The sequence below is a fragment of the Streptomyces sp. NPDC002265 genome (genome assembly GCF_040296125.1).
Lineage (GTDB): Bacteria > Actinomycetota > Actinomycetes > Streptomycetales > Streptomycetaceae > Streptomyces.
Genome location: NZ_JBEOWS010000106.1, coordinates 1 through 25,992 on the forward strand (window position 1 = coordinate 1; position 25,992 = coordinate 25,992).

19 protein-coding genes and 5 pseudogenes are annotated in these 25,992 nt (G+C 68.6%); 11 read left to right on the top strand and 13 right to left on the bottom strand.

Going from position 1 to position 25,992, the window contains the following annotated elements:
* Nucleotides 1-47 precede the first annotated feature (47 nt).
* Nucleotides 48-436: pseudogene (gene rbsD / locus ABT085_RS19970) on the bottom strand (D-ribose pyranase).
* Nucleotides 433-1,024: pseudogene (locus ABT085_RS19975) on the bottom strand (PfkB family carbohydrate kinase); the annotation flags it as partial. The pseudogenes ABT085_RS19975 and rbsD, both read right to left, overlap by 4 nt.
* 553 nt (nt 1,025-1,577) lie before the next feature.
* Here ABT085_RS19975 and ABT085_RS19980 point away from each other — a divergent pair.
* The gene (locus ABT085_RS19980) at nt 1,578-2,489 is read left to right on the top strand and encodes a YceI family protein (protein ID WP_351609253.1); all 912 of its coding nucleotides are present in this window, start codon (nt 1,578-1,580) and stop codon (nt 2,487-2,489) included.
* Nucleotides 2,490-2,590: 101 nt separating this feature from the next.
* Here the strand turns inward: ABT085_RS19980 and ABT085_RS19985 are convergent.
* The 5 genes and pseudogenes from ABT085_RS19985 to ABT085_RS20005 form a co-directional block, all read right to left on the bottom strand.
* Nucleotides 2,591-3,343 (bottom strand): annotated as a pseudogene (locus ABT085_RS19985) (AMP-binding protein); the annotation flags it as partial.
* Nucleotides 3,344-3,553: 210 nt separating this feature from the next.
* Nucleotides 3,554-4,828, bottom strand: coding sequence for an ArgE/DapE family deacylase (locus ABT085_RS19990; protein ID WP_351609256.1), 1,275 nt, complete (start codon nt 4,826-4,828; stop codon nt 3,554-3,556).
* 42 nt (nt 4,829-4,870) lie between these two features.
* On the bottom strand, nt 4,871-6,175 hold the full coding sequence (locus ABT085_RS19995) for an LLM class flavin-dependent oxidoreductase (protein ID WP_351609259.1): 1,305 nt from the start codon (nt 6,173-6,175) through the stop codon (nt 4,871-4,873).
* Entirely contained in the window at nt 6,172-7,548 is a 1,377-nt protein-coding gene (locus tag ABT085_RS20000) for a hypothetical protein (RefSeq protein WP_351609262.1), read from the bottom strand. The genes ABT085_RS19995 and ABT085_RS20000 overlap by 4 nt, the downstream gene beginning before the upstream one ends.
* Nucleotides 7,545-8,741 (bottom strand): dipeptidase, encoded by a 1,197-nt coding sequence (locus ABT085_RS20005; protein WP_351609265.1) that lies wholly within the window; start codon nt 8,739-8,741, stop codon nt 7,545-7,547. Before ABT085_RS20005 ends, ABT085_RS20000 begins: the two co-directional genes overlap by 4 nt.
* Nucleotides 8,742-9,177: 436 nt before the next feature.
* Between ABT085_RS20005 and ABT085_RS20010 the strand changes: the two genes are divergently transcribed.
* The 4 genes and pseudogenes from ABT085_RS20010 to ABT085_RS20025 all read left to right on the top strand — a co-directional run bounded on the left by ABT085_RS20010 (nt 9,178) and on the right by ABT085_RS20025 (nt 12,118).
* The gene (locus tag ABT085_RS20010; RefSeq protein WP_351609269.1) at nt 9,178-9,744 is read left to right on the top strand and encodes a DUF4291 domain-containing protein; all 567 of its coding nucleotides are present in this window, start codon (nt 9,178-9,180) and stop codon (nt 9,742-9,744) included.
* A gap of 265 nt (nt 9,745-10,009) precedes the next feature.
* Nucleotides 10,010-10,171: pseudogene (locus ABT085_RS20015) on the top strand (YceI family protein); the annotation flags it as partial.
* A 451-nt stretch (nt 10,172-10,622) separates the two neighbouring features.
* Nucleotides 10,623-11,690 carry a hypothetical protein gene (locus tag ABT085_RS20020; RefSeq protein ID WP_351609273.1) on the top strand — a complete coding sequence of 356 codons (1,068 nt, stop codon included), beginning with the start codon at nt 10,623-10,625 and terminating at the stop codon, nt 11,688-11,690.
* Nucleotides 11,691-11,851: 161 nt separating this feature from the next.
* Nucleotides 11,852-12,118, top strand: coding sequence for a zinc-binding dehydrogenase (locus ABT085_RS20025; RefSeq protein WP_351609275.1), 267 nt, complete (start codon nt 11,852-11,854; stop codon nt 12,116-12,118).
* Nucleotides 12,119-12,188: 70 nt separating this feature from the next.
* On the opposite strand, the gene ABT085_RS20030 is transcribed toward ABT085_RS20025, so the two are convergent.
* The 4 genes from ABT085_RS20030 to ABT085_RS20045 all read right to left on the bottom strand — a co-directional run bounded on the left by ABT085_RS20030 (nt 12,189) and on the right by ABT085_RS20045 (nt 18,241).
* Entirely contained in the window at nt 12,189-12,521 is a 333-nt protein-coding gene (locus ABT085_RS20030) for a histone-like nucleoid-structuring protein Lsr2 (protein ID WP_351609278.1), read from the bottom strand.
* A 1,059-nt stretch (nt 12,522-13,580) separates the two neighbouring features.
* Entirely contained in the window at nt 13,581-14,612 is a 1,032-nt protein-coding gene (locus ABT085_RS20035; protein WP_351609281.1) for a TauD/TfdA family dioxygenase, read from the bottom strand.
* Nucleotides 14,613-14,755: 143 nt separating this feature from the next.
* Nucleotides 14,756-15,721 carry a DMT family transporter gene (locus ABT085_RS20040; RefSeq protein WP_351609284.1) on the bottom strand — a complete coding sequence of 322 codons (966 nt, stop codon included), beginning with the start codon at nt 15,719-15,721 and terminating at the stop codon, nt 14,756-14,758.
* 861 nt (nt 15,722-16,582) lie between these two features.
* Nucleotides 16,583-18,241 (bottom strand): IS1182 family transposase, encoded by a 1,659-nt coding sequence (locus tag ABT085_RS20045; protein WP_351609287.1) that lies wholly within the window; start codon nt 18,239-18,241, stop codon nt 16,583-16,585.
* A gap of 179 nt (nt 18,242-18,420) precedes the next feature.
* Between ABT085_RS20045 and ABT085_RS20050 the strand changes: the two genes are divergently transcribed.
* From ABT085_RS20050 to ABT085_RS20070, 5 genes and pseudogenes are all read left to right on the top strand, one after another.
* Nucleotides 18,421-18,609 carry a hypothetical protein gene (locus ABT085_RS20050; RefSeq protein WP_351609290.1) on the top strand — a complete coding sequence of 63 codons (189 nt, stop codon included), beginning with the start codon at nt 18,421-18,423 and terminating at the stop codon, nt 18,607-18,609.
* Between the two features lie 849 nt (nt 18,610-19,458).
* The gene (locus ABT085_RS20055) at nt 19,459-21,105 is read left to right on the top strand and encodes a penicillin-binding transpeptidase domain-containing protein (RefSeq protein ID WP_351609293.1); all 1,647 of its coding nucleotides are present in this window, start codon (nt 19,459-19,461) and stop codon (nt 21,103-21,105) included.
* Between the two features lie 241 nt (nt 21,106-21,346).
* The gene (locus tag ABT085_RS20060; RefSeq protein WP_502982762.1) at nt 21,347-21,655 is read left to right on the top strand and encodes a transposase; all 309 of its coding nucleotides are present in this window, start codon (nt 21,347-21,349) and stop codon (nt 21,653-21,655) included.
* Nucleotides 21,652-22,071 carry an IS3 family transposase gene (locus ABT085_RS20065; protein WP_351609295.1) on the top strand — a complete coding sequence of 140 codons (420 nt, stop codon included), beginning with the start codon at nt 21,652-21,654 and terminating at the stop codon, nt 22,069-22,071. Before ABT085_RS20060 ends, ABT085_RS20065 begins: the two co-directional genes overlap by 4 nt.
* Nucleotides 22,071-22,430 (top strand): annotated as a pseudogene (locus ABT085_RS20070) (transposase); the annotation flags it as partial. The gene ABT085_RS20065 and the pseudogene ABT085_RS20070, both read left to right, overlap by 1 nt.
* Before the next feature lie 32 nt (nt 22,431-22,462).
* Here the strand turns inward: ABT085_RS20070 and ABT085_RS20075 are convergent.
* Nucleotides 22,463-24,127 (bottom strand): IS1182 family transposase, encoded by a 1,665-nt coding sequence (locus tag ABT085_RS20075; protein ID WP_351609308.1) that lies wholly within the window; start codon nt 24,125-24,127, stop codon nt 22,463-22,465.
* Between the two features lie 387 nt (nt 24,128-24,514).
* Between ABT085_RS20075 and ABT085_RS20080 the strand changes: the two genes are divergently transcribed.
* On the top strand, nt 24,515-24,703 hold the full coding sequence (locus tag ABT085_RS20080) for a hypothetical protein (RefSeq protein ID WP_351609302.1): 189 nt from the start codon (nt 24,515-24,517) through the stop codon (nt 24,701-24,703).
* Nucleotides 24,704-25,350: 647 nt separating this feature from the next.
* Here ABT085_RS20080 and ABT085_RS20085 read toward each other — a convergent pair.
* Nucleotides 25,351-25,869: a hypothetical protein gene (locus tag ABT085_RS20085; protein WP_351609305.1), complete on the bottom strand. Its 519-nt coding sequence runs from the start codon at nt 25,867-25,869 to the stop codon at nt 25,351-25,353.
* Nucleotides 25,870-25,992: the final 123 nt, after the last annotated feature.

A 25,992-nucleotide genomic window follows, 5' to 3' on the forward strand; every position in this document is an offset into this window, starting at 1 on the left:
GGTGCTGCGGTGCCTGGAGCGGCGCCGTCCGTCGTCCGTGCCCCGGGTCAGAAGAACCTGCCGCACCGCAGCAGCACGTTCGCGTACGGCCGCGCCTCGCCTGTCCGTACCATCAGGCGGGCTCCCGCGGACAGGCGCTTGAGGTGCTCGTGGGGGACGAGCGCCAGGTCGGGGAAGTGCCCCTCCAGCAGGGCGGCCGCCGCGGGATTGGTGCCGCGGATCTCTTCCGCCGCCGTGACGCCCTCCACGACCAGCTCGGCGAGCGCGCCGTCCACCACCTCGGCGAACGACGGCACTCCGGCCCGGAAGGCGAGGTCGACCACCCGGGGCCTTCCGGGATCGGCATTCCTGCGTCGCAGATCAGGATCTGGTCGGTGTGGCCCAACTCGGCGACGGCCCCCGCGAGATGACGGTTGAGGATTCCTGCTCTCTTCACAGTGCCTCGACCTCCGCCAGCGGTGGGGCAAGAGTCCTGCGCTCCGCGACGGGTCACGGACAGTGCGCCGGCACGGGCCGCGTAGGTGGCGGCCGCCTGGAGCGACACTCCCGCGCCGAGGCTCCACGCCAGTGCCGCGGTGAACGCGTCGCAGGCGCCGGTCGTGTCCGTCGCGGCCACCTTCACCGCTTCGATGCGGACGGCCGCTTCCCTCGTCGCCACCAGAGCGCCCTCGCCGCTGAGCGTGACGACGACCGAGCGCGGGCCGCGGGCGAGCAGAGCCCGCGCCCTCCGGCGTTCGTCCCGCGGTGGTGCCGCCGAGGATGACCTCGGCCTCGTGCTCGTTCACGATCAGCGGGTCGGCCGCCGCGAGGGTCTCGTCGGGCAGGGGCCGCGGCGGCGAGGGGTTGAGCACGAAGCGGCTGCCCGGCGCGAGCCCGCGCACCACTTCGGCAACTGTCTCGACCGGGATCTCCAGCTGCGCGGACACCACCCGGGAGGCGCACAGCAGACCGGCCGCCGCCCGCACGTCCTGGGGCGTGAGGTGGGCGTTGGCGCCGGCGAGACGACGATGCTGTTGTACCCGGCTGCGGGGCGGCGTACGGGACATCGAGCTGCCGCTCCAGCGCGTCGAGGACTCCGCCGTGCTTGTCGATGAGCCGCTGCGCGGCGGCCATGCCGGCGCCGCGGGCACCCGTCGTGTCCTCGACGACGAGCCGCTCCAGGCGCACACTTCGTCCGGTCTCACCTGTCAGACACCATCAGGGCAGGAAGAGGTGCCCGAAAAGACAGCGGAAACCGCCTTTGACGGGACACAGTCCCCCCACATGCCCCGCATCCCGCACCTCGCGCAAGCGGCCTGGGGAAGTACAGAGAGAAAAGCGTGAGAGCCTGGCCCGGTCGCGGACGACACCGAAGTCGCCACTGGCTCTCGCCGCCCTGCGCGTCGAATGCCGATGCCTGTCCCTGTCTCCCCCTTCCTGGCGTCCTCGGCTCGGCCGCAGGCACCCGTGGCTGACGCCCCGTTCCATCTGATCACCGGTAGGCCGGCCCTGAATGCCTGAGACGCTCTCGCCTCCGCCCTCGAACCGCCGCCGGGCGTAGGGGAGTTGACGGCCTTCCCTCATTGAAAGGCAGCTCCATGGCGCTTGCACTGCTACAACGTTGGCGACCGAAGAGCGCCGGCGGTGCATCGGCGGGCTTCTCGATGCCCCTGCCGTCCGGAGCGGGCGGCATCCTGCGTGAGGTCGTCGACCCGATGGGATCGCCCATCGCCTCCGCGGACGTCGCCGTCACCGCCCTCGACACACATCGCGTAGCGGCCCGGGGCACCACCGACCCCTATGGCTTCTTCCTCGCCGCGCTGCCACCTGGCCGGTACAGCCTTCGCGTCTCGGTGGACGGACTGCAGCCTCATGGCGAGACGCTGGAGATCGAGGCAGGGGTGGTGGCCGACGAACGCGTCTGGCTGCACCCTGCCGAGAACCTTCAGCTGCCGACACCGGGCACCTGGCTCTTCGATCCGCCCCACACGGCCATCCGCTTCATCGCCAAGCATGTCGGCATGGGCCACGTCCACGGCCGGTTCGAGCGCTTCGAGGGCGCGATCCTGATCGCACCCGACATGACACAGTCCAGCGTGCAGGTCCGCATCGACGCATCAAGCATCAACACCGGCAACAACACGCGGGACAGCCATCTGCGGTCCGCGGACTTCCTGTACGTCGAGGAATTCCCGTTCATCGACTTCACCAGCACGCGTTTCTCCTACCGTGGCGGAAGCAAATGGGTCCTCCAGGGCTCGCTGACGATGCACGGCGTGAGCCGCTCGATGTCCCTGGAGACCACCTACCTCGGAACCGTCAACGGCGGCTACGGCCAGGAGCTGCGCTGCGCCGCCCTGGCAAAGGGCGAACTGCACCGCGAGGACTACACCCTGAACTGGCGGTCGATGCTGGCCCGCGGCATCGCGGTGGTCGGACCCACGGTGCAGCTCGAACTGGACGTCCAGGCCATGCACCGCACTCATGACACTCCCACGCCACCCGAGTAGCACGTCCCGCCAGGACTCGGGAACGGGAGGAGAGGCATCCCTCCGTACCGCGCACGGACCCGGCGCCCGTCACGGTTCGTCGACAGGGAAGAGGGTTCTCACGGCCGGTGGCCGGAACGGACATGGCTGCGGATGGCGGCGATCTCCATCATCCGGCCGAACAGGCGCGTCGCCGCCTTGTCGCCCTTCTTGGGGGGAAGCGCCGGCTTCCAGCGGGCGATGCCTGTGTCCGTCTCGAACATGAGGTTGCCGTGCGAGAGGACGCAGGCCTCGGGGCGGTCCGTGGTGCCCGAGGTGTAGATGACTGTGGCGGTCGACTCGGCGGTGACCGCCTCCCGATGCCGGTGCACCACCTCGTCGTCGAGATGGGCGCCGGCCTCGTACAGGTCCCGGACGCAGCCGGCGTCGAGCCGCCACAGTTGGCGCAGTCGTGGCAGCCGGGTGAGGTGGGTGGCGATGGTCATCGCGTGGTTCCCGTGTTCCACGATCGCCGTCGACACTTCGGCGTCGTACAGCATCCAGAAGCACTCCTCGGCCGAGGAGGTCGGGTGGATCGGCACGACCTGGGCGCCGATCGACCACAACGCGAAGTTGAGGAGTGTCCACTCGTAGCTGGTGCGGGACATGACGGCGACCCGGTCGCCGGGGTGAACACTCAGGGCCAGCAGTCCCTTGGCGAGGGCGAGTATCTCGTCGCGGAACTCCGCGGAGGTCACGTTCTGCCACTGTTCCTGCTCGTCCTTGCGGCCGAGCGCGATCTGCCCCGGGTCTTCCTCCGCAGACCGGAAGACGACGTCGGCCAGGCCGCCGACCGGCGGTGCCGACGCCGACGGAAGAGTGGTGAACTCGCGCAAACCCCACTCCCCGCCTTTGCGACGCTCTGCACAGCGCCGTGAACGCCACCTCACCGAATTCTGCCGCACTACCTGCGAGTTGTCCTCCGGGCAGAGCCGGTGGGACAGCGCGGCACCCGGGGGCACGCCGGATGCGGAGCCGCCGGGGTGAGCCGGAGCCACTGGACCGGACCGGCAGCCATGTCTGCGCGGCGCCCCCCGTATGCGGGGCTACCTCGTGCCCACGATACGCAGCGAGGCCAGGATCAGTGTGCGAGTGACGGTCAGGACATCGGCGAGAGACACCTGTTCCTTAGGTCCGTGCGCCCAGCGGACTTCACCGGGCCCGTACTGGAGCGTGGGGATGCCGTGTCCGGCGTACAGCCGCAGGTCGCTGCCGTAGGGCGCACCCTGTTCCCCGGGCGGCCTGCCGCCGGTGATGTCGGCGTGGGCGCGACCGACCTGGGCTGCCAGGGGGTGGCCGTCCGGCATGCGTCCGCTGGCGAACTGGCCGCCGGGCCAGGTCACCGTGGCCGGGTGGGTGCGCAGCCAGGGGTCGGCGGCGCAGGCCTGGGCGATGCAGTCCTCCAGTTCCTTGCGGGCGCGGGCCGGGTCCTCGTCGAGCCGGACTCCCAGTCGGCCCTCGGCCACGAGGAGGTCGGGGACGCTGCTGGCCCAGTCGCCGGCGCGGACTGTCCCCACGGACAGCGGGTAGGGAACGGGGTAGGCGGCCATCAGCGGGTGGGGGTCGGTGTTGCGGGCGGCTTCCAGGCGGGCCAGGGCGTGGTGGAGCGGCAGGTAGGCGTCGAGGGCGCTGACGCCTGCGTAGCGGGTACTTCCGTGGGTCGCCTGGCCCGGGACCTCGATGCGGAAGGTCAGGGCCCCGGCGTTCGCCGTCATCAGCGCGCCGCCGGTCGGTTCGGCGATGACGCACGCGTCCGCGGTGTGACCGCGGCGGAGCGTGCCGAACGCGCCGAGCCCGCCGTCCTCTTCACTGACCACGAAGTGCGCCGCGAGACGGCCGCGCAGACGCACTCCTCCGGCGCGGATGGCTGTCATGGCCGCGAGCACGGCCGCCAGACCGGCCTTCATGTCACAGGCACCACGGCCGTGGACTGTGTCACCGGTGACCCGGGGCACGAACGGGTCGCCCACCCACTGCGCGCGGTCGCCGGGAGGAACGACGTCGACATGGCCCTGCAGGGCGAGTACCGGACCGTCACCGCCGTCGCGGGTGGTGCCCACCAGCCCCCACGCCTCGTCCCGCGGCACCTCGGCGCCCGGGTAACCGGGGTCCGCACGCAGTTCCTCCAGGTCCATGGACCACAAGTCGGTTTCGAGATCGAGCCGTTGCAGGTGACGGGCCAGCACGTGTTGCAGCTCGGACTCGGCGGCGCTGCCCGTCACACTCGGCACGGCGAGCAGTTCCAGCAGCGTCCGGCCGACGGCGGCCTCGTCCACGGCGGCCAGCGCGGCGGCTTCGGCAGCGTTCAGGGACACGGTCATCAGTGCAGCTCCCGGCAGGTCGGCATCAGGCCGTTCCAGACCCTAGTGCCGTTCGAGTCCTAGATTGCCGCGAAGAGTGGTGCTCTCGTAGCGGCTGCGGAACAGGCCGCGGCGCTGGAGTTCGGGCACGACCAGCCGGACAAAGCCTTCCAGGTCATGCGGAGCGAGTGCCGACATCACGTTGAAGCCGTCTGCGGCGCCTTGGGTGAACCACTCCTCCATGACGTCGGCGACATCGGTAGCGGTGCCGACCGCTTCCAGATGGCCGTTGGCGATCGCCGTGGTCTGGTAGAGCTGTCGTATCGTCAAATTCCTTTCGTGGGCCATCTGCAGCCAGAGTCGGCGGCGGCTCGGCACTGCGGGGTCGTCGTCCAGGTCAGGAATCGGGCCGTCCAGGTCCAGCTCCGACAGGTCTCCGAGGAAGAGAGCGAGATGGGCCAGGCCCAGCTGCGGATCGATCTGTTCCTGCAGTCGGTGCAGCCGGTCACGGGCGGCGGCCCGTGTCTCGCCGAGTACGGGCAGGATGCCGGGCAGGACGAGCAGGCCGGCCGGGTCACGCCCGTGCGCGACGGCACGTTCTTTGACATCCGCGTAGTAGGTCTGGGCTTCGGACAGATCGTTCTGCACGGTGTAGACGATCTCGGCGGTTCGTCCTGCGAGTTCACGGCCGGCCGGGGAGGCTCCGGCCTGGACTACGACGGGACGGCCGGTCGGGGTGCGGGGCACATTGAGTGGTCCGTCGACGCGGAAGTGCGGTCCGTGGTGTTCGAGGCGGCGCACCTTCGCGGGGTCGAAGTACCGGCCGGTCCGTGTGTCGCGGACGAAGGCGTCGGCATCCCAGCTGTCCCACAGCCCGGTCACCACGTCGACCGCCTCTTCCGCGCGCGCGTACCGCACCGCTTTCGGCGGCATGGTTTCCATCCCGTGATTGCGCGCCTCCTCCTTCAGGGTGGAGGTCACGACGTTCCATGCCGCCCGGCCACCGCTGACGTGGTCGAGCGAGGCGAAGAACCGGGCAATGGTGTAGGGCTCCTGGAAGGTGGTGGACATGGTGGCCGCCAGTCCGATCGAGTGCGTCAGTGGCGAGAGCGCGGCCAGCACGGTCAGCGGTTCGAGATCGGTGACGGTGCTGGCGCGTCCGAGAGCGCCTCGGGGGACGTCGTACATCGCGGCGGCAAGCCGGTCGGGGATGAACAGCATGTCGAACAGCCCGCGTTCGGCGATCTCGGCCATCCTGCGATAGAGCCCGAAGTCCGCCAGCGGCGGCACGCCGGAGATCATCCAACCGCTGGCGTGGTAGCCGAGGCCTTTGACCGAGGCGGCAAGTCGGATCCGACGGGTGTTCATGCTCGTTCCCCTTCGTTGCAGTCCTGCCGGCTGGCGAGCAGCAGGGAAGGGCCGGAGCCTTGGGCCTGCGACGGATCCGTCGTCGCGACGGAAGGTTCCGCGCACAGGGCCAGCGCGTTGCTCGTACCGGCGTGCACGATGTCGGCGGTGCCGGCCAGCACCATGGAGCCGAGATAGGTGCCCAGGGCACACAGCACGCTCAGCTTGGGAATCCGGCCGGTCACACCCCGGTACTGGGCGTCCCATTCGGCGTCGCGGGCGTCCAGAGCCTCTTGCACGATCCAGGTGCGGCCGGCCGCGGACTGCTCCCAGGCTCGGGCCAAGGCGGCCGCGTCGCGCTGCGACCGTCCGTCGAGGAGATGGATGCCAGCGCCGCCGCTGCCGCGGTAGACATCATGACCTGCGTACTTGAGGACATACGCCTTCTCCCGCAGGCTCGTCGCGAACTCGCGGAGCGAGACCACCTGCTCGCCTCGCAGTTGTACTCCCTGCGCTTCCAGGACGGCCGTGTGGGGGAACAACGCCCGGTCCGCAGCGGAGAAGAAGTCACGTGTGAACCGCCAGAAGGGCAGAGCAGTCGTGATCTTGCTGAAGAACATGGCGTTCAGCGACGGGTCGTACAGATGGGGCTCTCGCGCGGCTCGTGCCAGATGGCCGGCCGGGTGCTGTTCGGTGAACAGGCTCGGGAAGGAGTGGGAGCGGATGTGGCGCACATCGTCGGGCCTCACTTCGGAATCGAGGCCGTAGTAGCGGACCCCCGCGGCTCGTGTGCGCTCCATGAAGTAGCGCACGCCGGTCTGGCCCGTGGCGGTGTCGGTCAGGTACAGCGTGGCCGGGTCTTCCGTGCCCACGGCCTGGCGGAGGGCCTGGGCGTACCGGGCCGCCACCGTCGCAGCCTCGGGGGCGGCACCGGGGTGGAAGGCGGCAGCGTGGTCGGCGAGCAGGAGGTACTCACCCCATCCGGAGCCCGGTGCCTGGATCTCATACAGGTGGCCGTCGAGGGATTCGTCGGTCCGGAAGCTCTGCGGCACAGCGGCAGCCGCCGCGCCCAGGGAGCGGTGGAAGTCCAGTCCCAGGTGCGGCGGAAGGTCGCCGTACAGCGCCCGTGCCACCACGGGCGGTACCTCGTCCTCCAGGACCGCTTGATAGACGCGCAGGCAGTTGCGGAAGAAGGCGTCCACCGCCCGGGGCCGGTCCTGGGACATGCGTACCCGGGCGGCCGACGGCTGGAAGGGGCGGGGTGCTGGCGTCAGCGGCATGGAGGCACCCCTGCCGAGCCACTGCCGAAGGTGCTCGCGCAGCCACCACTGTTCCCGCCGGGCAAGCCACGGTGCCTCCAGGTTGCCCAGCCCCGCGCCGAGCGTGCCTCTCATCGGCCGGTCCCCCAGATCTGCTCCAGGACGCGCAGCACGTTTCCGCCCAGGACGGCGGTGATCGAGGTGTCGTCCCATCCGTCGCGCACCAGGCAGCGCACCAGGGTGGGGAAGCATTCACCGGGGTTCTCCAGTCCCCGGACGTAGTCGATCGGTTCGAAGGGCGGGCCGGAGGCGTGGAAGGCGGCCAGTCCCAGCGTGCTCGCGAGTTCGGCGTGGAAGGCGACATGGTCGCCGAAGAAGGTGTCCGGACCGAACGCCAGGTGTTCGACGCCCACCAGGTCGACGCAGTACCGCAGGTGGTCCAGCACCGACTCGACGTCGTGCCGCGGGTGAGCCCGGCTGAGTGTGGTGTGTGGTGCCGCTTCCAGACCGATGAGTCCGCCGCGTGCGGCACATGCGGTGATCACCTCGTCGGGTTTCATCCGCGCGGTGTCCCACACGGCTCGCGCGCCAGCGTGGGTGATGAGCACCGGGCGCTCGCTCGCCTCGATGACGTCCCGGCTGGTGCGGTCCCCGGCGTGCGACACGTCGATCGCCATGCCGAGGCGGTTCATTCGCTGCACCGCCCGGCGTCCGAAGGCTGTCAGCCCATGGTCGACCTGTGCCTGCAAGCCGTACCCCAGGGCGTTCTGCGGCTGGTAGACCACGCCGAGCTGACGCACCCCGAGCCCGTACAGAACGTCGATGCGGTCGAGGTCCTCACCTATGCATTCCGCACCTTCAAGTCCCGTGACCAGGGCGAGACGGCCGGCGGCATGAGCGTGCCGGATGTCGGCGGTGGTGCGTGCAGGCCGGACGAAGTCCTGGTGGGCAACATCGCACAACCGCATACCGAGGTCGGTGACGGTCGCGTCCCATGACCATCCGGGTCCGCCCACGTTGTCGAACACAGCGCTCATACCGGACCGGGCGAGCCCCGCGTAGCCCAGCGCCACACGCCCCGACTGCTGATAGGCGTTCAGCTGCGAGAGGTCGTCCGGGAGCCGAATGGGGTGGTCGTGCAGAGAGATGACGAGGCTGTCGGCGAGAAGCGCGGCGGCCCGCTCCTGCTGTTCCGAGGTGAGGTCGACGTCATGTGCCGGCAAGCGGTCCACGTCCGGCGCCAGTGCGAAGGCCGGAGAACCGGCGTCGGGTTCCAGATAGGAGAACGCCGTATAGCCGTCGTAGGCGGCGGACGATCGTGAGGTCATGTGACTGTCTCCCGGCCGTGCGTCTCAGGAGCCGCAGCCGGATTCGGAGCGGCCTGCGATGAGCGGTAGGTCTCCGCAGTGACGCGGAACGGTTCCGTGCCCTGCACTGCAAGCACGTGACCACGGGCTCGCCGGGTTCAATTCCGAGGGCACCGGCCGGCCGTCCCCGCCGTGGCATTCGGGAGACGGGCCCGGGCGGGACCGTGCGCGTCCGGGCCGCCGAGGTATCCGCTGCACCATCCCGGACGAGGCCGACCATGTCCGCAACCGCAGGAAACCTGCCTCCCACGGCGGCCCGCCGAAGTTCGACAAGACCGACGCGAGCGCCATGCAGTGGAGTGCGGGATCAACCAGCGCTTTCGCAACCGGCCGCGCTGCCGGCCCGTACGAGAAAACGGCTCGCGAAGCTCATGGGCCGGCTGGCAGGGTGCGGCACATGGCACCGCGGTATCAGATTCGTGCCGACTACGACGCTCGCACGATCGTGGTCTACCAGGCGTACCCGCCTGCGATCGCCGACGCGGCACTGCGGGCGGGCCGCTTCGTCACACCGTTCTCATTCCACAGGATGACGTGGATCAAGCCGTCGTTCATGTGGCTGATGCACCGTAGCAACTGGGCTCGCAAACCCGGCCAGGAGCGTGTTCTCGCGGTGCGGATGACGCGGGAGGGCTGGGAGGAGGCCCTGTCCCGAGCCGTGCTGACGACCGCAGACCCGGCGGCCGTCGCCGAGGCTACCGTGCATGTCCAGTGGGACCCCGAGCGCTCGCCGCGCGGGGCGGCGCTCAACCACTACAGCATCCAGGTCGGCATCGGCCGCCATCTGATTCGCACGTTCGCCGACGACTGGATCACGAGCCTCACCGACCTCACCCCGCAGGTCCACAAGGCTGCGTCCCTGATACAGACGGGGCATGCCGGAAAAGCCCAGAGGCTGTTCCCCGCAGAGCGCGCCTACCCGCTGCCTCGGCCATTGGAAAACCGCCTTTTCTCAGGTGGGTGACTGCCGACTACTCACCGGCACCTGCGTCCGGCCTCGCCGGTCAGGTGCCTTGAGGGCGGCAGGATGCGATGCCCGAACGAACAATGGAAACCACCTTTCCCAGGACACACACCCCCACAGCCCCGCACCCCGCCGCCCCGCGCCAACAGCCTTGGGAACCTCAGTGGCAGAGTCATGAGAGCCTGACCCGGCCGCGCGCCGAAGAGCGTCGGTGGTGCATCGGTGGGTTTCTCGATGCCCCTGCCGTCCGGAGCGGGCGGCATCCTGCGCCGCCCTGGCAAAGGACGAACTGCACCGCGAGGACTACACCCTGAACCGGCGGTCGATGCTGGCCCGCGGCATCGCGGTGGTCGGATCCACGGTGCAACTCGAACTGGACGTCCAGGCCATGCACCGCACCCACGGCACCCCCGCACCACCCGAGTAGAGCGCTCTCGAACCGGACACCGACGGGAGAAAAGGGATCCTCCCGTTCCGTTCATCGCAGACTCGGTGCGCTGCCTGTGGCCCCGGCCTGGGCCGCAGGCAGCGGGTCTGCCGCTCGCGAACGCCCTGTGTCATGGATCCCGGCGGCGAGTTCGGCCCTCTCGGCATTTGCCCGAAGAAGCAGCAAACGACGAAGACTGGGCAACCGCGCACCGTGTCGGGCAGAGCGCCGTCTAGATTCTTCATACATAACAGTTAGGTAGCCGGTTGGACCGCCCCGTCCGCCGACCGAACGCACTGCCACACCTGCGGCGACTCCGACATCGACCGACCGCTCGTCGCCGTCACGATCGCGGCAGAACCATTCCGTCCGGCCGCACCCGCACCACACCGGCACCCGCACGCATCACATGGCCCCCCGTTGACCTAGATCCCCGTCAAGGAGACCGCCGATGTCGTCATTTGACATGAATTCTTTCACTCTCATCCCTCAAGATGAGACAGGGAGAAGCCGTCTCGTCTTCAACGAGGCGGTGAGCTGCGACGATTTCCTCGACATGTGCCGTCTCCTTGACGCCGCCGCAGCGGGAACCGCCGGGACCAAGTGGATTGCCCGTGGGCTGGTCAAGGATCCGATGTCGGCGGCTGAAATCGGCGACGCGCTCGGATTCGACAGTCCCGTGGAAGTGACCTCCTTCCCAACGTCGACCGAGTTCGGAACGGGCTCCTTCCTGTGGGTGGCCCGCTGCGCATCAGACCGCATCCCGTCCCCCGCGCATCAGCACCAGACACTGGAACGGATCCGCAAGGTCTACGCATACAGCAAGTCGCTGAACGAACGGTTCCACGAAGAAACCCATGCGCTGCTGAACAAGGCGGCCGACGCAGGTCTCCGCATCGTCTGCAACGACCCGAGGAACGAGTGGGGAAGGAACGCGGTCGACGCCGACGTCTTCACACGCCTGATCACCAACCTCTTCTACTACGACGAAGAGACGGCGAAGCGCATGCTTCGCGGACAGGGCTACTCACCTCTCGGCCACTACCTCTTCTCGCTCAACAACGCCGACGGCACCCCTCTCTGCTTCTTCATGATCGCCGAGTGGCCGTGGGGATTCGAGGCCACCTATACGATGATCGACGCCAGGTACACCGGACCGGCACTGCGCATGGGGGCCGCCAGAGTCATGATGATCTTGGCAAGCGTGCTGTTCACGAGCCGCCACGGCAACGACGCACTGGTGTACGGCGAAGCCAATTACCTGAACATGCGCCCCTGCGTCCAGTCCGGATACGAGTCGCAGCCCCCGGAGATACTCGGTGGACCGCATCCGGTGCACACGAACATCGACTGGGCAGACAGTCCCGTAGGCTCCTTCGGCGATGATTCGGGCACATCGGCCAACCGGCCGCCCAGGTTCGGCGAGACCGAATACACCAGTTATATGGTGGGTCGCCTCAATCCCGAGAGAGTCGCACCTTTCATCGGGCGAGCTTTTGAATTCCTGGACGTCAGGTGACCGCGCAGCAGGCTCCCGCGAAGGTCTCGCGTCGACACCTGTGACGCGCATGCGTGGACTGTGACGCAACGACGTACGCTCACGCGTTCGCCGAAACCCGGTCCACGCTGCGCCGTCGACGCCCACCCGAGGGTTCAAGGGCCGCTCCCCCACCACGCCGGATGCCGCTCGGGCCGGCATCCGGCAGCAAGGGGCGCACGTCAGCGGCCGACACCGACGAGGCCGCCGCGCACGGGACCCGCGGCGTGTTCTTCGTCGTCGAGCCGGACCGCACCGGACTGGAGGCGATCACCGCTCTGATCGTCCCGGCACGCCTCGAGCCGGCCGTCGACCCAGTCGTTCCGCCGCAGAAGACGCGGGCCGCGTACGAGACCGTGCAGACGCGTCATCCGCGGGGGAAGGTCGTCATCCGGGTACGCGAGGACTGAGAGCCGCCGAGGGTTCGGTCCCACCAAGGCTGTCGGAAGTGAACGCGGTACCCCCATCCGCCTGACTTCCTCAGTGAGCCTTGGCGTAGGCCTCCCTGATGCTGGCGGGAACGCGGCCTCGCTCGTTGACCTGGAGGTCGTTCTCTCGCGCCCAGGTCCGCAGCTCCTCGGCGCTCGGCCCCTCCGGCGCCTGATGCTGCGGACGCCCCGCCCGCTTGGTTCGGCCTACTTTGCGACCGCCGACGATGAACGGTTCCAGCGCCTCGAAGAGCTTGTCGTAGTTCTCCGAGACAAGGTCGATCTCGTAATTGACCCCATCGAGCGAGAACGTGTGGGTCTGAATCTCATGCGATTCCACGCCGGTCAAGTCGTCCGTGTACACGGTCACAATCTTCTGAGCCATGACCGGATGTTACCAGCTTGCACCTTCTCATCAAGAGTCGACGGAAATATCGGAGACTCTGATAAAGAAAGAGAGATGAACTTCACCGATTCCCGAGAGGGTACCGCAAACCCGCGCATTCATGGCGCATACCGGGATGGTCGGCCGCCCGAGACTGAGCGACGGATCGACGGCTCGGACAAGCCACCGTGGGATCTTTCTTCGCTTTTCCGACGAACGAGACGGGGCGTCGCTTCCCCTGTCGGCGCCGGACGCCGCGTCCAGGAGGTCAAGCGGCAACCACAAAGCGCAGGGCGGCGGTTGCCCGCCTGACGGCCCGGCCACGTCTTCGAAGAAAGACACTCACCTTCCATTTTTCAACAGTATGGGAGAGACCTGTCCGAGCATACGGCGATATCACCCTGCCAGAATTCGGGTTCAGACCGATGACACAGCCGAGGAAAAGGACTTTCCCGACGCCAAGGGAACTGCGTCGACGAGCGCCGGACTTCCGCTCGCCCACCCGGGCGGACACGCATCGACCCCTCCCCGGCAGACGCCACCCCGGCCCCCGAAACCGGGCGACTCATCGCCATCGCCTCGTCAGCCCGGTACGCGTTGGAGCAGGTGACACACAGGCTGCGTCCGCACAACCGGAGCGGACGGCGAACGATCCTCGAGGTCGTCCCCTGCCCGGTAGGGTCACACAAAAGGGCACGCTGCGCGGCGACAAGGGTACGGAATCCGTTACTGCCACTCTACGGTCCAATACGCCCGTAATCCGCTTCATCGAGCGGCGCAGAGTACGGTCTGGGCGGTGCCTGCGAATGATGGGGCTATTCATCGGATGGCCGTGGTGGATCGAGCCGCCCTCAGGTCTGCCCCAGGTGCAATTCGCCGGGCTGCCGACACTGGTGCGGCGCCGCGGCGGTGACGTTCAACCCCTGGCACCCTCAGGGACGTCCCGACGGCTCGTCTGCCGTGCAAGGACAATCTCAGGTCTGATTCCCTTGCCGCGGGCAGTCCTCGCGCCGGAGTCCAGTCGGCACTGTGCCGACCGGCCGATGGCACTGCGCCTGCTCAGCCCGCCGGGTGCGCGGACCCGCCGGTTCGTGCGCCGGTGCCCGCCCCCCGCACCGCGGCCGAGGAGAAGACGCGTTCCTGCCCGAACCCGTGCTCGTGCGCCTCGCTCTCGGGCCTGCTGCGGGGAGCGCGCACCAGTACACGCTTCAGCCAGCGGTCGGTCCCGTCGTAGCGCGGACGGAAGGAGACGCGGCCGTGGACCATGACGTCGTTGTCGATGACGAGCAGATCACCCGGGGACATGGAGATGACGGCACCGCATTCCTCGAAGGCGTCACCCAGCCGCTCGAGGGATCGGATCACTTCCTTCTCCTCGGTGAGGAAGCGGGTGTACGAGGGGTCGTACCGGACACACAGGCCGTCCGGGCCGTCCCATACGGTCGCCATCCCGTGGGACGGCATACGGGGTGCGCCATGGTCGCCGTAGCTGTCGTCCGGCTCTATGGTGACCGAAGGCTCGCGAAGGCGTGCCAGGTCCGCCGGGTCGAGGGCGACATCCCGGATGGAGGCGAGCCGGCTGCCGACTCCGTCCGGGTTGCGCACGCAGGCGAGGAGCAGGAAGTCGGCGCGTTCGGGGTGGAAGCCGTCCTCGGTGTGCCAGGCGAGGGGCACGACGCTGCTCGCGCCGATCTGCATGTCCTCGCAGCCTTTGCTGGGCAGGATGTTGTGCACGAGACGTCCGTCCTGCTGATCCGCCCAGCCGAAGACGGCGCCCAGGGTCTCGGCCACGAGAGCCAGCGTGACGTCGAACTCCGCGGTTTCGCGCGGAGCGTCCTGCGACCAGTGGGCGGGCGTCGGACCGACGGCGTCCAGGCTGCCGAAGAGGCCCCTGACCATGCGGTATCCGCGAGATGGGCAGGGCAGGGCGACGGTCGTCCCGAGTGCGGCGCGCAAGGGTCCGGGCAGTTGCCACTCGGGGCGGCTGAGAACGGTGTTCCCGAGGGCACCTGCGGCGACTCGGCTGCGTACCGCCTCCTGCAGCTGGATCGCGGTCTCGCCGGGGACGTAGTCGATCTGCGGAAGTGACATGGATGATCTCCGTCGGACTGCTGGGTGCGGGTGCCGTACGGCGGCACGGAGGACGGGGCTGTTGCGGTCCGGGCGACCGGGAGTCGGCCATGTCGGATCGCCCGGCGCCCGGGTCGAGGCAACCGGTGGGGAACTGCGGGAGGTCAGGAAGAGGCGACGAACGAGGCGCGTTCGGGACCAGGACCGAGATCGGGATCGGGCCCAGGTCCGGCATCGGGATCAGGTCTTGAGGTGGCCGCTGTTTCGACGTCGGAGGCCGCTCCGCGGCCGGGGAGTTCCACCACGAGCATCGCCAGCAGCACCAATGCGCATCCGGCGGTCTGCCGCACGGACATGGTCTGACCGGCGAACAGCCCGAAGGCGGCCGCGAACACAGGCTCCAGCGTCATGATGACGGCCGCCCGTTCAGGGCTGAGCCTGGTCTGCGCCCAGGTCTGGACGACCAGCGCGGCGGCGGTGGCGAGCACGCCCGTCCAGAGCACCCCGTACCAGGAGGTTCTGTCGGGTGGGATCAGGTCCAGGCCCCCCGGCAGCGCGGCGCACGTCGCGCTTGCCGCCACGGTCACCATCTGCGCGAAAGCCAGACCGTAGGGGTCGCGTCCGGACGCCCAGGCATCGGTGCCGAGGATCTGCAGGGCGATGCAGACGGCGCAGGCCAGGGTGAGCAGTTCACCCGGTCCGACGCTGAGTCCTCGCAGGGTCAGCGACGCCAGCCCGGCCACTGCGAGTACGGTCCCGGCCCAGGTCGTAGAGGTGATCCTCCGGCGCAGGACGAGGGCCGACAGCAGAGGTGTGAAGACCACGAACATGCCGGTCACGAAGGCCGACACGGTCGCCGAAGTATGGCGCAGGCCGTACACCTGCAAGGTGTACGAGGTCCCCAGGGTCAGACCGAGCACGACACCCCGGACCCAGCCGGCCGGATCGAGGGAGACGACGGCCCGGGGACGCAGCACGGCCAAGACGATCGCCCCGACCGTGAACCTCGCGGCCATGAAGTCCATGACGGGCATGCGCCGGGTCGCGTCCTGGACGACGAGGAAGGTGGATCCCCACACCGCGGTCACCGCGACCAGCAGCGTCACGGCGATCAGGCTTCCCCGGCGCATCTGCTCCGGCCAGGCTGGGGCCGCGGTGGCCACAACGGCACCACGGGCATTGGCGCTTGCGCCCTGGCCGGCTGCGGGCGTCCGGATTCCTGGTGGCAGCGGCGCTACCCCCAGGCGCACTGCGTGCTCGAGCGGGCGCCCCTCCCGGGCATCCGCACACCGTGCCCCCTGTAATTCACCGGGTGCGGCGCTCGTCGTACGGTCGTTGCTGGCCAAGGTATACGGCTCTCGGATCGGGGGTCCCGTGACCCACAGAAAGTCGTCTGCTTCTCGTCGTTCGCTGGTGCAGCGTTTCCGGCTCACTCCGGGATCCAGTACGGGCAAGTGCGACCACCTGCACCGCTGCACGTCGGCCTCAAGGACACGGATCTCCAGTTCGTTGGCTGCATCGCTTGAGCAACGAGATCGTTGCCGTCCGTCGACGGCCGGTCAACCGTCTGTGCCGAAGGCGGGGCCACAGGTGCAACGGGTCTGCCTCGACAGGCACGCTTGAACCGAGGTCGCGGCGAGGCTCACGACGAATGCGGGTGCCGCTGCCGGTTCTCCAGGCCATGCGCCGACGCTCCCGGCTGCGCCTCGCGGACGCAGCACGGGCCGCTCTCTCAGCGCCCGTTCCGGCCGGAACGCCCGCGGCGACGCGCCCGATCGCTGCGCCCGGGGCGCGACGCCCGGTGACCGGGCTCCGGTGCCACACCCGCGGAGGAGAAACCCCCGGGCAGGGAAAGGTGCCCCGGCGTGTGCGCCTCATGGGGCACTGGCGCACTGGAAGGCACGGGGGCGCGCTGGACACGAGCCATCACGTTGACCCGCTGGGCCCGGCGTAAGCCCCGTCCTTCAGGACTTTGTTGGCGGATTCGGTATTCAGGCGGCAAGTTCCAGGCCAAGACGCGCGAAGCGGCTGACGTGGGTGGAGCCGATGGGGGTCTTGGTCCACCAAGCGTCGAGGCGGTGGAGGTTGAGGCCGGCGGCGATCAGGACATGACCAAGGTGGGTCTTGCGCAGTCCGCGGTAGGGCGTGGTCCGTGCCCGCGTCACCCGCACGGCCTGGGAGATGGTGCCTTCGACTCCGGCGCGTGTGCCGTAGGCGGCTCTCCCCTCAGCGGTCTCCTGTTCGTGTCGGCGCTGGTCAAGAGCTTGCTGCTGGGGTTGAGTGAGCAGGGTCGGGCTGCGTCCGTACCGATGATTGGTGGCGCTGGTGCACTTGGCGCGTACTGGGCAGGCGTCGCAGTCGGCCTTGGCGAAGTGAATCCGGATGATCTCGGTGCCGGTGGGTTTGCGCTGCTCGGACCAGCTGACACTGCGTTGTCCACGAGGGCAGATGACGGTGCGGGCCGGCCAGTCGACGGTGAAGGCGTCCTGTCCCAGACCATCTCCGGCGCGGCCCTGGGCAGTGGTGTCGGCGAAGACCGGACCCATCAATTCGATGTCCTGCCCGGCCGCGGCCACCAGCAATGCGGCGGAGGTGTAGCCCGAGTCGACGAGATGGATTGCGGGGAGCAGGCCGCGTGCGGCCAAAGCACGGTGGACGGGCTCGGTGATCTCCACGTCGGGGACGGTGGCGTCAGTGGTGACCACATGCGTGATCAGGTGCGGGGCGTCCGGCTCGCAGGTCTCGGTGAAGTGGACCTTGTAGCCGTCCCACCCTGCGCCGCGCTTGACGCTGTAACGGGTGTCGGTGTCGTAAGGGCTGGACAGCCTCAATCTGCCTGGCGGGAGATCTTTGCCCTCCCGCCAGCGCACCCCCTGACCGTCACGGTGGTATTGCTGCACCCACGCAATGCGCAGGACCTGCACCGCCTCCATCTCCCGCAGCCAGGCCGGTGCGTCGGGTGCGTAGACGGCCTCAAGTAGTGCGAATCCGTCCTCTCCCACGGCCAGCGCCCACTGCCGGCGGGCGTCGGCTCCCTTGGGAAAGCGGAAGGAGTCGATGCGCTTGCCGTAGCGTTCGAACCACTGCGGCGCGGCGACCTGCCGCAGCCAGCCGGGCGCCACCACCGCCAGCGCCTCCAACGCAGCGCGCAGAGTCTCGCCGACAAACTCCATCCGGTTCAGCGTCCGCACGGCCGCCAGCACGTGCGTGGAGTCGGTTCGCTGGCGGCCTCCCGCCCGTAGCAGCCCTAACTCGCCGACCCGTTCCAGCAGCCGGTCAAGGACCAGTTCCTCCAGGCCGTGCGCGATCAGCCGGTCCCGGAACTCGCCCAATACGGAGAAGTCGAACCCGGAATCATCCAACTCCAGGCCGAGCGCGTACTTCACGTCGATCCGCCCGCGCACCGCATCGGCGGCCTGCCGGTCCGTCAGCCCCTCTGCGAACTGCAGCAGGCTGACCATCGCCAACTGGCCCGGCGACCAGGCTGGACCACCCCGGCGCGGAAATGCCCGAGCGAACTGCTCGTCCTCGAAGAGCGGACCAAGTTCATCCCGGATCCGCATGGCCAGGCAGCCCTTGCGGAACGCGGCCCGCGCCACCCGCGCGGTGGCCTCCGGGACGGACGGAGCAGGCACAGGGCGCAGAGACATCGCAGCCCCTCCTTGCCTCCCCGCACGACGGAACCGAACCTCCACCAGACTGCCCGATCAAGCAAGATCACCGAGGACGGTCACCGAATCCGCCAACAAAGTCCTTCAGGGCGGGGTGAGCAGGAACGGTCCGCGGGGCGAAGCAGTCCGGGTCGGTGTTGTCGGTGCCGGGCAGTAGGTTGATCACATGCAGCTCCGGTACAACTTCCGGGTGTACCCCGAGCACCAACGCCACGAACTACACGGTCCACGTCGATGCCTACGTCAACAACGGCGGCTACATCGCCGGCGCCGACGTCAACATCGCCCAGGGCGCCGGCCTGCCCAGCGGCGGAAGCAGCAGCGCTCCCTACCTCTGGTCGTTCTGAACCGACTCCCCAATGTCCGCCATCGGGCTCAGGCACCCCTCGCGCCCGCGGGCGCGAGGGATAACCTCGGCCCCGACGTCCGCCCCCGAACGGCGAGCGGACAGCAGCGCGAAAGGCAGCCTTCGGCGGAAAGGCGGGCAGGAGACAGCCGGTGGCCGCCGCCCGAATCGGAACTGCATGCGCAGCCGAGGAAGCGTCCACCACCAGCTCGTCGAACTGGAGTCGAAGGGCGCCATCATCCGCACCCCGAGTTGCCGCCGCGGCATCCGGCTCACGTGACCGGACAGGGCTCGGCCTCGCCTTACCCGAGTCCGCCGCTGCCCGGTCGCCGGACGGGGCTCGGCCTGTTCCACCAGCGCACGCGCCGACACCCTGATCGCCGGCCGCCGCGCATGCGGGCAGTGCCGAAGGCCCCAGGCGACGTGACATTCTGACGACACCTCGATGCAGAGGAAGGTCCTGGGGCGGGACCTATGGCGGCGCCTCGCCTCTGTCTCACGCTGCCGCGTTCCGCAGCCTTGACTCCTCCGCCCATCAGGTCGAGACAGCAGCGTCCTTCACGGCGGATGCCACGCGTGGTATCGAGTCGAGCCGCTCAGCAACTGTCACGGCGCTGCTCGACCAGGCCGGACCGGACGGGCCACCTCTCTGGTTCCCCCCACTCGCCGCCGAAGCGTCCGAACGGCGGTCCGACCGACCGGATGTCCGCCAGGCATGACTGGCGCACAAGCGCGGAGCATGCGAACCAAGGACGTTCACGCCGACAGCCGCGATCGATGACCTGACATACCGACAAATCTGCCCAAAAGGCTCTTTGTTCACGGACGGAACATAAATACGATCGATCCTATGAACAGAGCTGCGAAGACCGTCGTAACCGGTGCCGTCACGGCGCTGCTCGTCGCCGGCGGGGTCGGCGCCTACAACCTACTGCACGAACTGACCACGGTCGGCGACGACGGTACGGGACCGGCGTTCGACCCGGCGGCGGTGTCGAAGACACCTCCTTCCGGCGACAAGGCCGAAGAACTGGCGAAGACCTTCCTCGGCGACTGGTCCCAGCAGCATCTCGACTCCGCCGCCGCCGACACCGATGATCCCATCTCGGCCGGCCAAGCGCTGAAGGACTACACCAGCGGACTGCACCTGAAGAAGCTCTCCTTCAGCCACATCCGTTCGAGCGGGCCGTCGACCGTCACCAAGGGCGCCACCAAGGTCGACTTCGACGTCACGGCCCAGGTCAACGGGGGTACATGGCACTACGCAAGCGCGGTCGCGGTACGGCAGAGCAGCAACGGCGCCACCGCTGTCCGCTGGAACAACTCCGTGCTCTATCCGGGCCTTCAGAACGGCCAGTCACTCACGGCAGGACAGCTTCCGCCCGGGGCCAGCGACGCGACCGTGGTGGCGAGCGACGGCAGGACCGATCTGTCCGCCTACCCCTCCCTCCGGGACATCGTCGCCAGCATCCGCAAGAACACCCCTGCCGAGGGCGGCACCCCCGGCACCGGAGTCGCCGTGGTCGACGGCGACGGTACAGGTGTCGCGGCGGCGGAGGTGTTCCGCAAGGGCAAGACCCCGGCCGTCAAGACCACCATCGACGCACATCTGCAGGAGGCTGCCGAGCACGCGGTCATGGACGCCCACCTGCAGCACAAACCCGCCGGCACCGTGGCCCTCGACTGGAGGACCGGGCACATCCTCGCCCTCGCCCACACCGGCGACCATGGCGACATCGCCATCAACGGCATCAAGTCACCCGGCTCCACCATGAAGATCATCACATCGGCCGCACTGTTCGACCAGGCCGGGCTCACCGCCAGCAGCCCCGCACCCTGCTCCGATTCACTGGTCGCCAACAGCCAGACCTTCCACAACGACGACGGTGTCAAGGCCGCTCCGGGCGCCACCGTCGCGCAGGCGTTCACCGTCTCCTGCAACACCTCCTTCATTAAGGACGGCTTCCACTACCTCGTGCACGACGGCGACGCCTCCGCACTCAACAAGGAAGCCACCGACGTCTTCGGCATGGGGAGCTGGTCCATCGGCGGCGGCGTCGCGACCACCGACCCGAGCATCCCCGCCGACGTCCAAGGCGGTGATCAGGCCGCCCAGTTCATCGGCCAGGGAAGAGTCACCGCCACTCCCCTGTTCATGGCATCCGTCGCCGCCACCGTGCGCAACACCGGCTTCGAGCAGCCGATCATCCTCCCCGGCCAGCACCAGACCAGCGCGCCCGAGCAGATGTCCGCACGCACCGCCGGATACCTGCAGGCGATGATGCGCAGCGTGGCAACCGGCGGCACCGCCGCACCCCGCCTCCACGACCTGCCCGACGTCGGCGCCAAGACCGGCACGGCCGAAGAGGGCGACCACACCAACGGATGGCTCACCGCGTACAACTCGCACATCGCTGTCGCAGCCCTCGTCGAAGGCGGCACCTCGGGCGTCGACTCGGCCGGATACGTGGTCAGGCAACTGCTGACCGCACGCTGAACCCGCGCTCTGGCGGACCAACAGCCCGTGGCGGCGCGCGTCCGCCTCCACTGTGCGACAAAGCCGCACCGTCCGCGAGAGGGGACACTGCACCCACCGACACCACCAACGGAAGAGGTCCACCATGCCCATCCGCGGTTTACCGCCGGCCACACGCGACCCAGAAGGACTGCCGGCCTGGGCTTGATCCGCTTTGACGGACATCCGAGATCAGGGGTTCTGCCCCGGGAGGATGTCCATCATGGAGAGCATGGGGAAGAAGAAGCCTCGGCCTCGCCGTTCGTTCACGCCGGAGTTCAAGGCCGAGATTGTCGAGCTGTGCCGACGCGGTGACCGGTCGGTAGGCCAGGTTGCCAAGGACTTCGACCTGACCGAGACCGCGATGCGATTGTGGGTCGGCCAGGCCGAGGTCGACGCGGGCGAGCGTGACGGCCTGACCAGCAGCGAACGCGAGGAGCTGGCCGCGCTGCGGCGGGAGAACCGCCGGCTGCGGGAAGACGTGGAGATCCTCAAGCGGGCCACGGCTTTCTTCGCGAAGGAGACCCGGTGACGGTGCACCCGTTCATCGAGGCGGAGAAGCGAGACGGTCACAACGTCAAGCGCGCGTGTGAACTGCTGCAGGTCTCCCGAGCCGCCTTCTACGCCCGCCGCACTGGCAGGCCCGGCCCGCGGGCAGTCCGGGATGCCGAGCTGACCCAGAAGATCACCGAGGTTCATGAACACTCCCGCGGGACCTACGGCGCCCCGCGCATTCATGCCGTCCTGCAACGGCAGGGCGAGGAGTGCGGACGGCGCCGCATCGCCCGGCTGATGCGAGGCGCCCGGCTGCAAGGACAGCACCGCAGACGACGGCAGCTGACGACGATCCCCGACCCGCGGGCTGCGTCCCGGCCCGACCTCGTCGTCCGCGACTTCACTCCCGACCCGGACGCCCTCGACACCCGCTGGTGCGGTGACATCACCTAATCCCGACCGAGGAGGGCTGGCTCTATCTGGCCACCGTCATCGACATCGCCTCCCGCCGCGTGGTCGGCTGGTCCACCGCCGACCACCTGCGCACCGAACTGGTCGCGGACGCCCTCCGATCCGCCTGCCGCCGACGTCGACCCACACGGCCGGTGATCTTTCACTCCGATCGCGGCTGCCAGTACACCAGCCAGCAATTCGCCTCTCTGGCAACGGAGTTCAGTGTCCGTCTGTCCGTCGGCCGTACCGGCCAGTGCTGGGACAACGCGCTCGCCGAGTCGTTCTTCGCCACCATCAAACGGGAGTTGCTCGACACGAGAACCTGGCCCAGCCGGGCCGTCGCCCGCACCGCAATCTTCGACTTCATCGAAGGACCCCGTTGCCCAATTGCTTATGCGGCGAGGTCGAGGGCAGCGAGGTGTGATGTCCGGGTGGGGGCGAGTGGTCGCCCGGTCCACCAGGCGTCGATGCGGATGAGGTTGATGGCGGTGGCCGTGAGGACGTGTGCGAGAGCGGTCTTCCGCAGTCCTGCGTAGCGTGTGCGGCGAGCGCCAGTGGCGGTGACGGCCTGGTGGATCGTGCCCTCCACGCCGGAGCGGATCGCGTAGACGGCCTTCCACTCCTCGGTTTCCTGCTCGGCTCTGACGCGTTCGAGGACGGCGTCTTGATCTTGTGGTCGGAGGGTGAGTTGTCGGCCGTTGCGGGTGGAGCTGGTGCACTGTGTGCGAGCCGGGCAGGGCGCGCAGGTCTCGGTGGCGAAGCGGATGCGAATCGCGGGCCGCTGGTTGTTGTCGAGTCCTTCGGTCCAGTAGCGGCTGTGAGCGCTGCTTGGGCATGTCGCCTGTCGGGCGTCCCAGTTGATGGTGAAGGATGTCTTGCCGTAGCCGGCGGCCTGAACGGTGTGGCGGGTGTGCGGCCTGACCGGGCCGATGACGCGGACACCGTGCTGGCTGGGCGCAGTGAGCAGGAGCTCCGCGGAGATGTATCCGGCGTCCATCAGGTGTTCGCCGGGCAGCAGGTGCTTGGCGTGGAGCCGGTCGTGGATCTCGTCGACGACCACGGGGTCGCCGACCGTGGCGTCCGTGGTGAGCACGTGGGTGATCAGGTGGGGTCGGCCGCTCTCCTGGGCGTCGCAGGACTCGGTGAAGTGGACTTTGTAGCCGTTCCATGCTGAGCCGCGTTTGACGGCGTTGCGGGAGTCGGGGTCATAGGGCGAGGTGATCCTCGCTCTGCTGGGCGGGAGATCATTCTTCCCCCGCCAGGCCACCTCCTGCACTCCGTCCGTGACCGTCCGCTGAAACTGCTGTAGCCACACTGTCCGCAGGATGCCGACGGCGGGCACCTCCCGCAGCCAGTCGGGAGCGGCTGACGCGAAGGCCGCCTCAAGGAAGAGGTAGCCTTCGGCTGCAATGCGCCAGGTGAGCCGGGTCCGCTCGTTGTCATCACTTGGCAGCCGGTAGGAGTCCACTCGGGCCCCGTTGTACTGCTTCTGCCAGGCCAGGGGCATCCAGGACGCGAGCCGCTGGGGTGCGGTGACGGCGACCGCTTCCAGCGCGGCCCGCAGCGTCTCCCCGACGAACTCCAAACGGTTGAGGTCCCTCACCGCGGCAAGCACGTGCGTAGAGTCGGTGCGCTGCCGGCCCCGGCCTGCCACCAGCCCCAGCCTCGTGAGACGTTCCAGCAGCAGATCGAGGATCTCCTCCTCCAGACTGTGGGCCACGAGACGGTCGCGGAACCCCGTCAGCACGGTGAAATCGAAGCCCGGGTCTGCCAGATCGAGGCCGAGCAGGTACTTCCAGTCGATTCTCGCGCGCACCGCGTCGGCCGCCTGGCGGTCGGTCAGGTTCTCCGCGAACTGCAGCACGCTGACCAGCGCCAGCTGGCCCGGAGCGACACCGGGGCGGCCACGCACGCCGAACGCAGACCTGAAGACCTCGTCGTCGAACAGCGGACCGAGCGCGTCCCGCACTCGCATCGCCAGACACCCCTTGGGAAACGCTGCCCGGGCCACCGCCCGCGTTTCCTCAGGCACCGCCCGACCCGAGTCCGTCCGCATCGACACCCAACCCTCCGTCCCGAGACCGAGGCGAGCCAGCGGCTCAAGCCCTCGACTTCAGGCTCCACCCCTCAACTACCCACAAAGTCGGATATCAGAGGTATTCACCCAATTGGGCAACGGGGTCATCGAAGGCTGGTACAACTTGCACCGATTGCACAGCACCCTCGGCTACCGCAGTCCCGCCGAATACGAGACCGCACACGCAGCCTGACCGCCACACCGGCAGTGTCCGTCAAAGCGGAACAAGCTCAGGCCTGGAACACATCGATCTGGCGACGCGGGAGGTGATCGGCTGGGCGATGGCGGAGCACCATCGCGCCGAACTGCCGGTCGACGCCCCTACGGATGGCAGCCGGACGCGGCGGTCTTGAGGACGGCTGCATCATGCACACCCATCGCGGCAGCGAGTACACGAGTGACGAATTCCGCACCGAGGCAAGCAAGTTACGCATGCAGCAGTCGATGGAACGTGTCGGCTCTTGTTACGATCACGCCGCCGCCGCCGAAAGCTGGTTCGCCGTCCTCAAAGCGGAGATCGGAACCACCGACTGGGCCACCCGTGAGACCGCCTGACCGACGTCTTTCGCTACATCGAGACCGAATACAACCGCAACCGGCTTCGCAGACACCCCGAGTATTGGTACGTCAGCCCACTCGAAACGAGAACCCTGCTCAGGCAGGACCTCACCCCAGCAGCGTGAACACCCGCTGTCCAGGTCGCAGGGGGAACTTCACGGAGAGACATGATGGGCAGTCCCGAGCGTTCTGACAGTGCGGATGAGTCGGGAGGCGACAGACGCGATGCAATGACCCTGCCCGGACACAGCAACAAAGCCGTGGCACCGGCCGCCAGGAGCAGGATGGCCCAGAGCGCGCGCCTCGTCGGGGCTGAGCTCCACCCACGTGCCGGGCACGCCGCCACTGGCCTCGCCCATGTCCGGTGCGATGCGGTGAGCGGGCCGGTCCGGGCGGCCGGTCCGCAGCTGCCGCACCTCGCTCCTGCGCCTGCACCCGGTGACGAGGTGAGCGTCGGCCGCCCAGGCTTGCAGGACGGCCGACGCGCAGCAACGCGAACGTGGTCGGGGGCTCGGTTGCTGCCCGCCCGCCGCGACCGAGACTGCGGTTGCACGACACGTTCAGTCAGCTGTGAAGATGCCGGGGACCCGCGGGCCGACGACATCCGAGTCGGCCCGTGCACGAGGAGTGCGGCCGTCCTCGCGTCACGGCTCGAGGCCCAGGGCGAGCATCTCGCAGTAGCCGAGGCTCGAGGCCACCTGGCCGAGGTCGCCCAGTTCCGCGGAGCGGCGGGCTAATCCGATCATCATCGCGATGCTCTGCAGCGGGCTGTCCTCGGCGCCCGCCTGGGTCAGGCGCGCGCGCAGCACACGCTCGGCCTCGGCCAGGACATCGGTCCACACGCTGTCCCCCGTGTTCGCGCACACTCCCGTCAGGGAGGTCAGCCACAGATCCGCGTGCGATCGCAGCACCTGTTCGATCGGCCGGAAGTCCATGACCGATCCGCAGGGCACCGAGCCCCGGTCGGCGTGCGTCGCGACCCCGGCCCACTCCGGCGACTCCTCCGCGTGCACCCGGCACAGGAACGCCAGCCAGCTCACACCGCTGCCGTCGCCCAGAGCCGGACCTTCCCGGAGCGTCGACGCATGGGCGGGGCACTGCACGACCATGCGGACAGTGGTCGGCTCACGATGGGCGGACAGCCGCTGGGCAATGGACGGCATGCGGGCTCCTTCGACGGTTCCGCCTCGAAGGGAGCGCCAGGCGCGGCCGTCGCATCCGGCCAGGACATTTTCCTGCGGCCGCTGCCTGGCGCCCCCATTGCAGCAGAGAATGCAGGACGCCTC

Bases quoted from the DNA above. Each gene is read 5' to 3' on its own strand.
- ABT085_RS19980 (WP_351609253.1), top strand. From the start codon at position 1,578: ATGGCGCTTGCACTGCTACAACGTTGGCGACCGAAGAGCGCCGGCGGT.
- ABT085_RS19990 (WP_351609256.1), bottom strand. From the start codon at position 4,828: ATGACCGTGTCCCTGAACGCTGCCGAAGCCGCCGCGCTGGCCGCCGTG.
- ABT085_RS19995 (WP_351609259.1), bottom strand. From the start codon at position 6,175: ATGAACACCCGTCGGATCCGACTTGCCGCCTCGGTCAAAGGCCTCGGC.
- ABT085_RS20000 (WP_351609262.1), bottom strand. From the start codon at position 7,548: ATGAGAGGCACGCTCGGCGCGGGGCTGGGCAACCTGGAGGCACCGTGG.
- ABT085_RS20005 (WP_351609265.1), bottom strand. From the start codon at position 8,741: ATGACCTCACGATCGTCCGCCGCCTACGACGGCTATACGGCGTTCTCC.
- ABT085_RS20010 (WP_351609269.1), top strand. From the start codon at position 9,178: ATGGCACCGCGGTATCAGATTCGTGCCGACTACGACGCTCGCACGATC.
- ABT085_RS20020 (WP_351609273.1), top strand. From the start codon at position 10,623: ATGTCGTCATTTGACATGAATTCTTTCACTCTCATCCCTCAAGATGAG.
- ABT085_RS20025 (WP_351609275.1), top strand. From the start codon at position 11,852: ATGCCGCTCGGGCCGGCATCCGGCAGCAAGGGGCGCACGTCAGCGGCC.
- ABT085_RS20030 (WP_351609278.1), bottom strand. From the start codon at position 12,521: ATGGCTCAGAAGATTGTGACCGTGTACACGGACGACTTGACCGGCGTG.
- ABT085_RS20035 (WP_351609281.1), bottom strand. From the start codon at position 14,612: ATGTCACTTCCGCAGATCGACTACGTCCCCGGCGAGACCGCGATCCAG.
- ABT085_RS20040 (WP_351609284.1), bottom strand. From the start codon at position 15,721: ATGCGCCGGGGAAGCCTGATCGCCGTGACGCTGCTGGTCGCGGTGACC.
- ABT085_RS20045 (WP_351609287.1), bottom strand. From the start codon at position 18,241: ATGTCTCTGCGCCCTGTGCCTGCTCCGTCCGTCCCGGAGGCCACCGCG.
- ABT085_RS20055 (WP_351609293.1), top strand. From the start codon at position 19,459: ATGAACAGAGCTGCGAAGACCGTCGTAACCGGTGCCGTCACGGCGCTG.
- ABT085_RS20060 (WP_502982762.1), top strand. From the start codon at position 21,347: ATGGAGAGCATGGGGAAGAAGAAGCCTCGGCCTCGCCGTTCGTTCACG.
- ABT085_RS20075 (WP_351609308.1), bottom strand. From the start codon at position 24,127: ATGCGGACGGACTCGGGTCGGGCGGTGCCTGAGGAAACGCGGGCGGTG.
- ABT085_RS20080 (WP_351609302.1), top strand. From the start codon at position 24,515: ATGCACACCCATCGCGGCAGCGAGTACACGAGTGACGAATTCCGCACC.
- ABT085_RS20085 (WP_351609305.1), bottom strand. From the start codon at position 25,869: ATGCCGTCCATTGCCCAGCGGCTGTCCGCCCATCGTGAGCCGACCACT.